This is a genomic window from Mesorhizobium sp. M4B.F.Ca.ET.203.01.1.1 (assembly GCF_004791025.1).
Taxonomy (GTDB): Bacteria; Pseudomonadota; Alphaproteobacteria; order Rhizobiales; family Rhizobiaceae; genus Mesorhizobium; species Mesorhizobium abyssinicae.
The window spans coordinates 99,688-112,748 of the sequence record NZ_SRUO01000006.1 but is presented as its reverse complement, the minus strand read 5'-3'; the positions used below and the strand labels follow the sequence as shown (position 1 = coordinate 112,748).

The following is a 13,061-nucleotide window of genomic DNA, read 5'->3' as shown; positions in this document are numbered from 1 at the left end:
CCTGCTGCCTGCAACGCTCCCGAGACCAGACACATGAACCTCCGCAATATCGCGATCATCGCGCACGTCGACCATGGAAAAACCACCCTCGTCGACCAGCTCCTGAAACAGTCCGGCGCCTTCCGCGACAACCAGCGTGTCGCCGAGCGCGCCATGGATTCCAACGACCTCGAAAAGGAACGCGGCATCACCATCCTGGCCAAGGCGACCTCGGTCGACTGGCACGGCACCCGCATCAACATCGTCGACACGCCCGGCCATGCCGATTTCGGCGGCGAGGTCGAGCGCATCCTGTCGATGGTGGATTCGGCGATCGTGCTGGTCGACGCCGCCGAAGGGCCGATGCCGCAGACCAAGTTCGTGGTCGGCAAGGCGCTCAAGGTCGGCCTGAAGCCGATCGTCGTCATCAACAAGATCGACCGCCCGGACGCCCGCCATGTCGAGGTGGTCAACGAGGTGTTCGATCTCTTCGCCGCGCTCGACGCCACCGACGAGCAGCTCGACTTCCCGATCCTGTACGGTTCGGGCCGCGACGGCTGGGTTTCGGAAAATCCTGAAGGCCCGAAGGACCAGCAGCTGGCGCCCCTGTTCGACCTCGTTGTCAAGCATGTGCCGGCGCCGACCGTGCATCCCGGCCCGTTCCGCATGATCGGCACCATCCTGGAAGCCAATCCCTTCCTGGGCCGCATCATCACCGGCCGCATCGAGTCCGGCTCGCTGAAGGCCAACCAGGCGGTCAAAGTGCTGCACCATGATGGCACCCAGATCGAGACCGGCCGGGTCTCCAAGATCCTCGCTTTCCGCGGTCTCGAGCGCCAGCCGATCGACGAAGCCCAGGCGGGCGACATCGTCGCCATCGCCGGCCTGTCGAAGGGCACCGTCGCCGACACGTTCTGCGATTCGACGGTGACCGAGCCGCTGCACGCGCAGCCGATCGATCCGCCGACGGTGACGATGTCCTTCCTCGTCAACGACAGCCCGCTCGCCGGCACGGAAGGCGACAAGGTGACCAGCCGCGTCATCCGCGACCGCCTGCTGCGCGAGGCCGAAGGCAATGTCGCGCTGAAGATCGAGGAATCGCCGGAAAAGGATTCCTTCTTCGTCTCCGGTCGTGGCGAATTGCAGCTCGCGGTGCTGATCGAGACGATGCGCCGCGAGGGCTTCGAGATCGCCGTGTCGCGGCCGCGCGTCGTCATGCAGAAGGGCGAGAACGGCGAATTGCTGGAGCCGGTCGAGGAAGTCGTCATCGACGTCGACGAGGAGCATGCCGGCGTCGTCGTGCAGAAGATGTCGGAGCGCAAGGCCGAGATGGTCGAATTGCGTCCCTCCGGCGGCAACCGCCAGCGCCTGGTCTTCCACGCGCCGACGCGCGGCCTGATCGGCTACCAGTCGGAACTGTTGACCGACACGCGCGGCACCGCGGTGATGAACCGGCTGTTCCATGCCTACGAGCCCTACAAGGGCGAATTGCCGGGCCGCACCAACGGCGTGCTGATCTCCAACGAGCAGGGCGAATCGGTCGCCTATGCGATGTGGAACCTGGAGGATCGCGGCCCGATGGTCATCGATCCGGGCGTCAAGGTCTACCAGGGCATGATCATCGGCATCCACTCCAGAGACAACGACCTCGAGGTCAATGTGCTGAAGGGCAAGAAGCTCACCAACATCCGCGCCGCCGGCAAGGACGAGGCGGTGAAGCTGACGCCGCCGATCCGCATGACGCTGGAGCGCGCGCTGGCCTGGATCCAGGACGACGAGCTGGTCGAGGTGACGCCGAAGACGATCCGGCTGCGCAAGCTTTATCTCGACCCGAACGAACGCAAGCGCTTCGAGAAGTCGGCCAAGGCGGTCGGCGCGGCGTAAGGTTTTCGACGGAGCAATCATCGAGGGAGGGAGCACTGCTCCCTCCCTTTTTCGTTTCTACGCGCCGGCAGCGGCGACGATGGTGTCGCGATCCGGTTCGTCGCTCAGATCGATACGGATGGCCATGCCGTCGCGCGGCGGCCTGCGCAGCGCCCTGGGGCCATCAAGCTCGACGCAAAGCTGCCGCCGCTCTTCCCAGGCCTGAAGCCGCGAGCGCGAGACGCCGAGTTCGCCGGCCAGCAACCGGTCGAGCCGCAAGGGCACAGGCATTTCCAGAGTGAGCCGCAGGTCCAGCACGGTCGCATGTTCCGGCCGCCGTTCCAGCACATGCCTTTCAACGGCGACGTCTGAGAACTCCTCGATGCGTCCGACGTGGCTCTTCAGTACGGCGGCATCGAAGGCATGACGCCGGGCCAGCGCCGGGTCGTTGCCTTCGAGCGCCGCGAGCAGCGCCGGCTCGATGTCGCGGCGGTTGCGGCGCTCGAAGATGGCGAAATTCCAGGAATTGTCGCAATCGACGCAGCGGTAGATCAGCCAGGCGTCGATGCGCTTGCCGTTGGCGTTGACGCGGAATTTGCCGCTCGATCGATATGGCCTGAGGCCGCCGCAGCGATTGCAGGTGATGAGAGGTCGAGGCGCGATCTCGGGCGCGATCGCCCAGCGGATACGCAAGAGTCCAGACATGCCGAAAGCCCTTCCCGTCGGGAAGTTCGCCAGGTCGGCGATGTCGAGTTGCCCGGGCGGGCACGGCGTGGCTGGAGAGCTGCGGCTTTAAGGAAATCAGGCGTCGCGCGGCGCGCGACAGGTTCAGCAATGCCAAGCCGGTCTCGAACCGCCGCCTGAGGAACACATGAAATGATCGGGACGCCGCAGCTGCAGCGCCCTGTGTTTTCAGGAGAGTTGACGAGACCGGCGGTTACTGAGGCAAAGTGAAGCTCGGAATGAATGTCGGGGCGGCTCTTCTAGCCGTGGCCGACGGGAACGGCAAGACGGCAATTGTCGAGATCGGCGCCGCCGCGACCGAAGCGATTGCCTGTTCTTTGCCAAAGCTGCCGTTGCTGGCTAGATTGGCAGCCAAACCTCAGATCGGAGATTTTGGCCATGCATCTCACCTCGCTGCTGATCTTCGCCGCCGCGCTTTTCGTCGCCGCCGGGTCGCCCGGCCCGTCGATCGCCGCCCTTGTCGCAAGGGTGATCTCGAAGGGTTTTCGCGACGTGTTCCCGTTCCTGCTCGCCATGTGGATCGGCGAGGGCATCTGGCTGTCGCTGGCGGTGTTCGGGCTGGCCGTGGTGGCGCAGACCTTTCATCTCGCCTTCGTCGCCGTGAAATGGGCGGGCGTCGCCTATCTCGCCTATCTGGCGTGGAAGATGTGGACCGCGCCCATCGAGGCGAAGGAAGGCGAGATGCCGCGCGAGGATTCGCCGGCAAAACTGTTCTTCGCCGGCATGGCGGTGACATTGGGCAACCCCAAGATCATGATGTTCTATCTGGCACTGCTGCCGACCATCATCGATCTTGCCTCGGTCAGCGTCGTCGGCTGGATGGAACTGACGGCGACCATGGCGGTGGTCCTGGTCGCCATCGATCTTGCCTGGGTGCTCGCCGCCGCGCAGGCCCGCAAGCTGCTCAAAAGCAGGCGGGCGATGAAGATCGCCAACCGCGTCAGCGCCGCCACCATGGCAGGCGCCGCCGCCGCGATCGCGGCCCGTTCCTGAACGGCTACATCATCTCGATGATCGGCGCGATCTCGACGGTGAAGGCCGGGTCCATCAGGATCGGGCAAGCCTTGGCCTTGGCGACGGCGTCGTCGATATCCCTGGCTTCGACGATGGTGTAGCCGGCGGTCGGATTGCTGCCGCCATTGTTCTCGACCTTGCCGCTCGCCAGCACCGTCTTCGACATGCCGACCGGATTGCCGCCGTCGACCACGGCCGGGCCGAGCTTGTCGTACCAGCCGGTCCACGCATCCATGGCCGCCTTCCGCTCAACCTCGTCGGTCGGCATCTTGCCGGAGCCATGATAGACATAGAGAAACTTCGCCATGTTCTCCTCCCTTGATCGGCGGCATCGAACCGGCATGCGGCCATGCCGCTTGGCGATATGCGGCTCAGCCGCAATCGTGTTGATATGCGGCGATGCCGCAATCCTTGATATGCGGCGATGCCGCAATCGTTGATCATCGGACCAAAACGGCGGAGAAGCAATGAGAATGCGCGATAGCTAAAATAGTGCCGCCGCCTAGCGTGCCATAGCGTGGTATTCGTCATTCGGGCGCATGTCTATCGCGGCCGCTACCCGGTTCGACATGTTGAAGAAGGCGGCGGTCGAGGCGATGTCCCAGATGTCGCGGTCGGAAAAGCCTGCCTTGCGCAAGGCGGCGCGGTCGGCCTCGATGGTCTTCGCCGGCTCCTCAGTCAGCTTGACGGCGAATTCGAGCATCGCGGTCTGCCTGGGTGAAAGGTCGGCGGCGCGGAAATTCATCACCATCATCTCGCCGAGGGAAGGGTCGCCGGAAAGCTGGCGCACCGCGGCGCCATGCGCGGCCAGGCAATAGTAGCAGTGGTTGATCGAGGAGACGACGACGGCAATCATCTCGCGCTCCAGTTTCGACAGGCCGGACTCGCCCAGCATCAGGTCGTTGTACATGTCGGTGAAGGCGCGCAGCTTCTTCTCGTCGAAGGCGTAGGCCTTGAGCACGTTGGGGACGAGGCCGAGCTTTTCCTCGCATTTGGCGAAGTAGGCTTTCGTCGCCTCGCTGAGCTCGGCCTGGGCGAGGTCGAGCGCGGTGATCTTGCCGGTGGTTTTGGCGGTCTTGCTTGCACTCATTGGGCTTCGTCCTTCTCATTCGCTGCCGATTTGCGATCAAAATTCCGAAGAATCTTTGCAAGCCGTCAAACCTTTGTCGCCAAACGGCGGTCATCTGCTACCATAATCGCAAAAGCATGTGACGGGAGGGACTTCACATCATGGCCAGCCTCAAAACCGCAAGCCAGCCGAAGAAGACGGTTCCAGCAAAGGGAGGCGCGGCGAAGGGAGGCGAAAGACCGGGTCGGCTTGCCGACTATCTTCTTGCCCGCGCGCCGGCCGAGGACGTCGCCGCGTACGAGGTTGCCGATCTCGAGCGTGCCGCCGATCTTGCCGGGCGAGCCGTCGCCAGGCACAAGAAGGGCGACTGCATCGTCGCGATCGACGTCGATTCCGGCGTGGCGCGCCAGGGCCGGCCGGTGACGGTGGTCACCGTCGTCAACGACAATATGCCGTTCCTGTTCGATTCCATCCTGGGCGAGATCACCGAGAGCGCCGGCGAGCCGCTGCTGGTCACGCATCCGGTCGTCACCGTCAGGCATGGCAAGGCTGGCGTCGAGGAAATCCTCGGCGATGGCGGTTTCGCCAAGGGCGACGGCAGCCACGACCGGCTGAGCGTCGTGCATGTCCATATCGGCCGGCTGTCCGCCGACCAGGCCGAAGCGCTGGCCGGGCGCTTGAGGAAGCTGCTGGTCCAGGTGCGCGCCGCCGTCACCGACTGGAAGCCGATGCTCGCCCGCCTCGACCAGGCGATCTCGGAATTCCGCTACGCGCCGGTGCCGCTCGACAAGGCGCACGTCACCGAGGCGATCGCCTTCCTCGAATGGCTGCGCGACGACAATTTCACCTTCCTCGGCATGCGCGAGTTCAAATACACCGGCGGCGAAAAGAGCGGCACGCTGGAGCGCGCCGACAAGCCCGGCCTCGGCATCCTGTCCGATCCCGACGTGCTGGTGCTGAGGCGCGGCACCGAAGCGGTGACGACGACGCCCGAGATCCGCGCCTTCCTGCACGGTCCGGAGCCACTGATCGTAACCAAGGCAAACGCCAAATCGTCGGTGCACCGCCGCATCTATCTCGATTACATCGGCGTCAAGACCTACACCGCCAAGGGCACGCTGCTCGGCGAATTGCGCATCGTCGGCCTGTTCACCTCGACCGCCTACACGCGCTCGGTGATGAAGATCCCCTATCTGCGCTCCAAGGCCGAAACCGTCATCACCAAGTCCGGCTTCAACCCAAGCGACCATTCCGGCAAGGCGCTGATCAACGTGCTGGAAAGCTATCCGCGCGATGAGCTGTTCCAGGTGCCGGTACCGATCCTGCGCAAGCACGCCGAGGCCATTCTCGGCCTGATCGAGCGGCCGCGCGTCAGGGCGCTGGTGCGCGCCGACCAGTTCGACCGCTTCGTCTCGATCCTGGTCTTCGTGCCGCGCGACCGCTACGACAGCGTCGCGCGCGAGAAGATCGGCACCTATCTCAAGACCGTGTTTGAGGGCCGGCTCTCGGCCTACTACCCCGCCTTCCCGGAAGGCGGGTTGGCGCGCGTCCACTTCATCATCGGCCGCTCCGGCGGCAAGACGCCGAAGGTCGAACAGGCGGCGATCGAGGCGGCGATCCGCGACATCGTGCGGACCTGGGACGATGCGCTGCGGGAGACCGCGGCCGAAACGGGCACGGACAGAGCCCTGACGGCAATCGCCGCGCGCTTTTCGGAAAGCTATCGCGACTCCTTCTCGCCGGCGGTGGCGCTGGCCGATGCCGGGCGCATCGCCAGGATCGACGCCGCCAATCCGATCGCCATCGACTACTATCGCCATGCCGACCAGAAGCCGCACCAGGCGGCCCTGAAGATCTATCATCATGGCAGCCCGGTGGCGCTGTCGCGGCGCGTGCCGGTGCTGGAGAACATCGGCTTCCGCGTCATCAGCGAGCGCACCTTCGAGGTCGGCGACGATCCGTCCGGCATGGTCTTCATCCACGACATGGAGCTGGAGAACAGCTACGGCAAGCCGATCGACCTCACGGACGGCGGGGCGCTGTTCGAGGACGCGTTCCTGTCGGTGTGGCGCGGCGATGTCGACAATGACGGTTACAACGGTCTCGCGCAGACCGCCGGCCTGTGGTCCGGCGAGGTCACCATCCTGCGCGCCTATGGCCGCTATCTGCAGCAAGCCGGCATTCCGCAAAGCCAGGACTTCATCGCCGCCGCGCTCAACCGCTATCCCGACATCGCGCGCGGCCTGCATGCGCTGTTCGTCGCCCGCCTCGGGCCGACGGCCGAAACCGAAGGCGTGGTGGCGGCCAAGCACCTCAAGGCCAAGATCAAGGACGCGCTGGAGGAGGTGCCGAACATCGATGACGACACCATCATCCGCCGCTACCTCAATCTGATCGAATCCTCGCTGCGCACCAATCATTTCGTTGCCGGAACGAAAGAGCGGGGCCAGTCGCTGGCGATCAAGCTCGATTCGCAGGCGGTCGACGGGCTGCCGGCGCCGCGGCCGTGGCGGGAGATCTTCGTCTATGGTTCCGAGGTCGAAGGCGTGCATCTGCGCTTCGGCCCGGTGGCGCGCGGCGGCCTGCGCTGGTCGGACCGCGCCCAGGACTACCGCACCGAGGTGCTCGGCCTGGTCAAGGCGCAGCAGGTGAAGAACGCCGTCATCGTGCCGGTCGGCGCCAAGGGCGGCTTCTATCCCAAGCGCCTGCCGGTCGGCGGCAGCCGCGACGCGATCTTCGAGGCCGGCACCTCGGCCTACAAGAACTATGTCTCCAGCCTGCTGTCGATCACCGACAATATCGGCATCGACGGCGTCATCCCGCCGGCCGGCGTGGTGCGGCGCGATCCTGACGATCCCTATTTCGTCGTCGCCGCCGACAAGGGCACAGCGACCTTCTCAGACACCGCCAACGCGATTTCCGAGAAGCACGGCTTCTGGCTGGACGATGCCTTCGCCAGCGGCGGCTCGGCCGGCTACGACCACAAGAAGATGGGCATCACCGCCAAGGGCGCCTGGGAAGCGGTCAAGCGGCATTTCCGCGAGATGAACCGCGACATCCAGACCTCGCCCTTCACCGTCGTCGGCGTCGGCGACATGTCGGGCGACGTGTTCGGCAACGGCATGCTGTTGTCGCCGCAGACGCGGCTGATCGCGGCCTTCGACCATCGCGACATCTTCATCGATCCCGATCCGGACGTGGCGGCGTCGATGGCCGAGCGGGAACGCATGTTCGCGCTGCCGCGCTCCTCATGGCAGGACTACGACAAGTCGAAACTGTCGGAAGGCGGCGTCATCGTCTCGCGCAACCAGAAGTCGATCACGCTGCCGCAAGCCGCCGCGGCCGCGATCGGACTCGGCAAGACCACCGCGACGCCGGTCGAGATCATGAACGCCATCCTCAAGGCGGCTGTCGACCTTCTGTGGTTCGGCGGCATCGGCACCTATCTGAGGGCATCGAACGAGACCAACGCCGATGTCGGCGACCGCGCCAACGACGCCATCCGCGTCACCGCGCTCGATGTGCGCGCCAAAGTCATCGGCGAGGGCGCCAATCTCGGCGTCACGCAGCGGGCGCGCATCGAATTCGGGCTTGCCGGCGGCCGCTGCAATTCCGACGCCATCGACAATTCGGCCGGCGTCAACTGCTCCGACGTCGAGGTCAACATCAAGATCGCGCTGGCCTCAGCCATGCGCAAGGGCGCGCTGGCCCGGCCGGCGCGCAACAAACTGCTCTCGGAGATGACCGGCGAGGTGGGCGGGCTGGTGCTGTCCAACAATTACCAGCAGACGCTGGCGCTCTCGATCGCGCGCAAGCGCGGGCTGGCCGACATCGCGCATCAGAGCCGCTTCATGACGGCGCTGGAGGCGCGCGGCCTGCTCAACCGCGCCGTCGAGACGCTGCCGTCACCGGCGGCGCTTGCCGAGCGCGAGGCGCGCGGCGAGCCGCTGACCAGGGCCGAGCTCGGCGTGCTGCTCGCCTATGCCAAGATCGTGCTGTTCTCCGACATCGTCGCCAGCGACGTGCCCGACGATCCGCATTTCGAGCGCGATCTGCTTGGCTATTTCCCGGAGCGGATGGCGAAGAAATACGCCGCCGAGATCGACGGCCACCGGCTGCGCCGCGAGATCATCGCCCGCGTGGTCGCCAACGACCTCGTCAATCGCGGCGGTCCGTCCTTCGTCAACCGGCTGCAGGAGGCCACCGGGCGCACCGCCGCCGATGTGGTGCGCACCTTCGCCGTGGTGCGCGACGGCTTCGCGCTGCCGGCGCTCTCCAAGGAAATCGACGCGCTCGACAGCCAGATCGACGGCCAGGTGCAGCTCGATCTCTACCAGGCGGTTAGCCGGCTTATCTTCATGACCAGCGGCTGGTATCTGAAGAACCATGCCGGCACGGCGCCGCTCGGCCAGCGCATCGCCGAATTGCAGGAGGCGCGCAGGGCGCTGGAGCCGAAGCTCGCCTCGCTGCTGCCGGCCTACTCGCGCGAGCGGATCGAGGAGCGGCGGCACAGCCTGTTCAAGGGCGGGGCGCCGGAACGGCTGGCCGGGCAGCTGGCGTTGGCCGATCTGGCCGAGTTGATCCCCGACATCGCGCTGACCGCGCGCACCGCCAATGCCGATATCGTCGCCGCCGCGAGAGCTTTCTTCGCCGTCAGCGACGCCTTCCGCATTCCGCGCGTCGAGGAGGCGGCGCGGGCGATCTCGCCGCCGGATTACTATGACCAGCTGGCGCTTTCGCGCGCCACCGACACGATCGGCGCGGCACGGCGCGGCATCGCAGTGGCGGCGCTAACCGCCCACGCCAAGGCGGCGGATCCGGTGGCGGCCTGGCTGGAAGCCGGTGGTGAACGCGTCGCGCGCATCCGCGAGCGGCTGCAAGCGCTGACAGAGGGCGGCGACATCACCGTGTCACGGCTGTCCGTGGCATCCGGGCTGATGAGCGACCTGACGGGGATGTAGGCATCTCCGAAACACCGGCGCCGCCCCTCATTGCCCTGCCGGGCATTTCTCCCCGTATAGTGACGGGGAGAAAGGGCTGGCCGTGGCCTCGGCGCTCCTTTTTGCAACGCTGTTGATTGGCGAAATCTGCGGCGACAGCGCCCCTCTCCCCGTCTCTATACGGGGAGAGGATGCCGGGAGGCAGGTGAGGGGCAGCACGAACATTTGCCAGTTTGCATGCTCATGAAAAACATGCAGACATGGCGCCCGACGCGGGGCGGGCCGAGGGAATCAGCATGGCGGCAATAGAGACAGTGCAGCGGGCGTCGGGGCGCGGCATCTGGGGCTGGATGTTCTTCGACTGGGCGGCGCAGCCGTTCTTCACCGTCGTCACCACCTTCATCTTCGGGCCTTACTTCGCCTCGCGCATGGTCAGCGATCCGGTGATGGGCCAGGCCGCCTGGGCCTGGGGCATCGCCGCCGCGGGACTGGTCATCGCCGTGCTGTCGCCGATACTGGGCTCGATCGCCGACCAGACCGGGCCGCGCAAGCCGTGGATCGCTTGCTTCGCCGCGATCAAGATCACCAGCCTGACGCTGCTGTGGCTCGCCGCCCCCGGCTCGAACGTCTTCCTGATCGTGGCCCTGTTCTCGCTGGCCTCGGTGGCGGCGGAGTTCTCAACTGTTTTCAATGATTCGATGATGCCGCGCCTGGTGCCGAAGAGCGAGATCGGCCGCGTCTCCAATATCGCCTGGGGGCTGGGCTATCTCGGCGGCATGATCGCGTTGATCTTCGTCATCCTGTTCATGGCCGGCAATCCCGAAACCGGCAAGACTATCATCGGCCTCGACCCGATCCTCGGGCTTGACCCGAAGCTTGGCGAGGATGCCCGCGCCACGGGGCCGATGTCGGCCGGCTGGTATTTCCTGTTCATCCTGCCGATGTTCTTCTTCACCCCCGATGCCGCCAAAGGCATCCCGATCGGACCGGCCGTGCGCCAGGGTCTGTCCGAGCTGAAGTCGACCCTGGCCGAGGCGCGCAAGCGCGTCGGCATCTTCCGCTTCCTCGTCGCCCGCATGATCTATCAGGACGGCGTCAATGCGCTGCTGACGCAGGGCGGCGTGTTCGCGGCGGCGATGTTCGGCTGGTCGATCACCGAGATCGGCATCTTCGGCATCATCCTCAATGTCGTCGCCATCTTCGGTTGCTGGATCGCCGCCCGCCTCGACACCGCGCTCGGTTCCAAAGCGGTGGTGATGATCGCGCTGGTGATGCTGACAGTGGCCACCGCCGGCATCGTCTCGACAGGCCCGGGTTTCACGCTGCTGGGCCTGATCCAGCTTTCCACCGTCGATTCCGGCGGCCTGTTCGGCACCGCGGCCGAGAAGGCCTACATCCTCTACGGGTTGTTGATCGGGCTTGCCTTCGGACCGGTGCAGGCCTCGTCGCGCTCCTACATGGCGCGCAGCGTCACCGCCGCCGAATCCGGCCGCTATTTCGGCATCTACGCCCTGTCCGGGCGGGCGACCAGCTTCCTGGCGCCGTTCCTGCTGGCGACGATCAGCTGGGCCACCGACTCGGCCCGGCTCGGCATGGCGGTCATCATCCTGTTCCTCGGCATCGGCATAGCGATCCTGATCAGGACGCCATATCCGGCGGACCAGCCTGTGGAATGAGAGACATTCGATAATTCTACTTCGCTGGCCGCCTGACGCGGTTTTCTGCGCTTCCGGTGCTCACGGACTTGAATGTCCCTCCGCTCCGGTTCTCGAAAACCACGCCATCCGACTCAGCGGAGCGAATTCTCAAACGTCTCTCAGCCGGGAGCTAGTGTCGGAAATGCCTGACGCCGGTGAACACCATGGCGATGCCGTGCGCGTCGGCGGCGGCGATCACGTCGTCGTCGCGCATCGAGCCGCCCGGCTGGATGACGGCGGTGGCGCCGGCTTCGATCGCCGACAGCAGGCCGTCGGCGAAAGGGAAGAACGCGTCTGAAGCGACCACGGAACCCTTGGTCAACGGCTCCGGGAGCCCCGCGGCTTCCGCCGCGTCGAGCGCCTTGCGGGCGGCGATGCGCGAGGAATCGACGCGGCTCATCTGGCCGGCGCCGATGCCGACCGTGGCGCCGTCCCTGACATAGACGATGGCGTTTGACTTTACATGCTTGGCGACGCGGAAGGCGAACTTCAGGTCGGCCATCTCGGCCGACGTCGGCGCCCGCCTGGTCACCACCTTCAGTTCGAGATCGTCGACCACCGCATTGTCGCGGCCCTGGACGAGCAGTCCGCCGGCGACCGATTTCGCTAAAGTGCCGGCGGCGCGCGGATCGGGCAAGCCGCCGGTGACCAGAAGGCGCAGGTTCTTCTTGGCGGCGACGATCGCGGTCGCCTGCTCGGAAGCGTCGGGCGCGATGATGACCTCGGTGAAGGTCTTGACGATCTCCTCGGCCGCTTCGGCGTCGAGGGTGCGGTTCATGGCGACGATGCCGCCGAAAGCCGAGACCGGATCGCAGGCGAGCGCCTTGGCGTAGGCCGCCTTCAGCGAGGTCCCTTCGGCGACGCCGCAGGGATTGGCGTGCTTGATGATGGCGACGGCCGCGGCGCGGGCCGGATCGAACTCGCCGACCAGCTCGAAGGCGGCGTCGGTGTCGTTGATGTTGTTGTAGGAGAGCTGCTTGCCCTGCAGCTGGCGCGCCGTGGCGACACCTGGCCGCTTGTCGCCGTTGGGGTAGAAGCCGGCGCTCTGGTGCGGGTTCTCGCCGTAGCGCATCACCTGATCGAGATGGCCGCCGAAGGCGCGCCAGGTCGGATGCTCGATGTCCAGCGCTTCGGCGAACCAGCCGGAGATCGCCGCGTCGTAGCTGGCGGTGCGGGCGAAGGCCTTGGCCGCCAGCTTCTTGCGGAAATCCAGCGACAGCGAGCCGATGTTCATCTCCAGCGCGTTGAGCACCGCGGCATAGTCCTCGGGATCGGTGACGATGGCGACATAGGCGTGGTTCTTGGCCGAGGCGCGGATCATCGCCGGTCCGCCGATGTCGATGTTCTCGACGATCGAGGCGTAGCCGGCGCCGGAGCGGCGCACCTCCTCGAACGGATAGAGGTTGCAGACGACGAGGTCGATCGGCTCGATGTGATGGTCGTGCATCGCCTTGGCATGCTCGGGATCGTCGCGCACGCCGAGCAGCGCGCCATGCACCGAGGGGTGCAGCGTCTTGACGCGGCCGTCCATGATCTCGGGAAAGCCCGTCAGTTCGGAGACGTCGCGCACCGCCATGCCGGCATCGGCGATCGCTTTCGCGGTGCCTCCGGTCGAGACCAGTTCGACGCCGCCGGCGGCGAGCGCCCTGGCGAAGTCGATCAGGCCGGTCTTGTCGAAGACGGACAGCAGCGCGCGGCGCACGGGAACCAGGTCGGGCGCGGGAATGTTCTTGGCGGCGACGGCCATGGGCTGGC

General features: G+C 65.9%; 8 protein-coding genes. 4 read left to right on the top strand and 4 right to left on the bottom strand.

From position 1 onward, the window contains the following. Positions 1-33 precede the first annotated feature (33 nt). Complete coding sequence (gene typA, locus EN846_RS15510; RefSeq protein WP_127392094.1) at positions 34-1,863, top strand: translational GTPase TypA; 1,830 nt, start codon at positions 34-36, stop codon at positions 1,861-1,863. A 57-nt stretch (positions 1,864-1,920) separates the two neighbouring features. Here the strand turns inward: typA and EN846_RS15505 are convergent, their stop codons facing one another. Beyond that, positions 1,921-2,547 carry a DUF1062 domain-containing protein gene (locus tag EN846_RS15505; RefSeq protein WP_127392095.1) on the bottom strand — a complete coding sequence of 209 codons (627 nt, stop codon included), beginning with the start codon at positions 2,545-2,547 and terminating at the stop codon, positions 1,921-1,923. A 417-nt stretch (positions 2,548-2,964) separates the two neighbouring features. Here EN846_RS15505 and EN846_RS15500 point away from each other — a divergent pair, with 417 nt between their 5' ends. Further along, entirely contained in the window at positions 2,965-3,579 is a 615-nt protein-coding gene (locus EN846_RS15500; protein WP_127392096.1) for a LysE family translocator, read from the top strand. Between the two features lie 4 nt (positions 3,580-3,583). On the opposite strand, the gene EN846_RS15495 is transcribed toward EN846_RS15500, so the two are convergent. Together EN846_RS15495 and EN846_RS15490 are read right to left on the bottom strand one after the other, a co-directional pair. Continuing rightward, positions 3,584-3,907, bottom strand: a complete 324-nt coding sequence (locus tag EN846_RS15495; protein ID WP_127284803.1) for a YciI family protein — start codon at positions 3,905-3,907, stop codon at positions 3,584-3,586. 195 nt (positions 3,908-4,102) lie between these two features. Continuing rightward, a complete protein-coding gene (locus EN846_RS15490; RefSeq protein WP_127392097.1) occupies positions 4,103-4,690 on the bottom strand; it encodes a peroxidase-related enzyme in 588 nt (195 codons plus the stop codon). 140 nt (positions 4,691-4,830) lie between these two features. On the opposite strand from EN846_RS15490, the gene EN846_RS15485 reads away from it, so the two are divergent. Then, positions 4,831-9,630, top strand: coding sequence for an NAD-glutamate dehydrogenase (locus tag EN846_RS15485; RefSeq protein ID WP_135858919.1), 4,800 nt, complete (start codon positions 4,831-4,833; stop codon positions 9,628-9,630). Positions 9,631-9,905: 275 nt separating this feature from the next. Then, entirely contained in the window at positions 9,906-11,285 is a 1,380-nt protein-coding gene (locus EN846_RS15475) for an MFS transporter (protein ID WP_127393248.1), read from the top strand. Positions 11,286-11,436: 151 nt separating this feature from the next. On the opposite strand, the gene purH is transcribed toward EN846_RS15475, so the two are convergent. Continuing rightward, positions 11,437-13,053 carry a bifunctional phosphoribosylaminoimidazolecarboxamide formyltransferase/IMP cyclohydrolase gene (gene purH / locus EN846_RS15470; RefSeq protein ID WP_128345984.1) on the bottom strand — a complete coding sequence of 539 codons (1,617 nt, stop codon included), beginning with the start codon at positions 13,051-13,053 and terminating at the stop codon, positions 11,437-11,439. Positions 13,054-13,061: the final 8 nt, after the last annotated feature.

What these genes read in the sequence shown, in the direction of transcription:
- EN846_RS15500 (WP_127392096.1), top strand. Translation starts at nt 2,965, where the DNA reads ATGCATCTCACCTCGCTGCTGATCTTCGCCGCCGCGCTTTTCGTCGCC.
- EN846_RS15505 (WP_127392095.1), bottom strand. Translation starts at nt 2,547, where the DNA reads ATGTCTGGACTCTTGCGTATCCGCTGGGCGATCGCGCCCGAGATCGCG.
- purH (WP_128345984.1), bottom strand. Translation starts at nt 13,053, where the DNA reads ATGGCCGTCGCCGCCAAGAACATTCCCGCGCCCGACCTGGTTCCCGTG.
- EN846_RS15485 (WP_135858919.1), top strand. Translation starts at nt 4,831, where the DNA reads ATGGCCAGCCTCAAAACCGCAAGCCAGCCGAAGAAGACGGTTCCAGCA.
- EN846_RS15495 (WP_127284803.1), bottom strand. Translation starts at nt 3,907, where the DNA reads ATGGCGAAGTTTCTCTATGTCTATCATGGCTCCGGCAAGATGCCGACC.
- typA (WP_127392094.1), top strand. Translation starts at nt 34, where the DNA reads ATGAACCTCCGCAATATCGCGATCATCGCGCACGTCGACCATGGAAAA.
- EN846_RS15490 (WP_127392097.1), bottom strand. Translation starts at nt 4,690, where the DNA reads ATGAGTGCAAGCAAGACCGCCAAAACCACCGGCAAGATCACCGCGCTC.
- EN846_RS15475 (WP_127393248.1), top strand. Translation starts at nt 9,906, where the DNA reads ATGGCGGCAATAGAGACAGTGCAGCGGGCGTCGGGGCGCGGCATCTGG.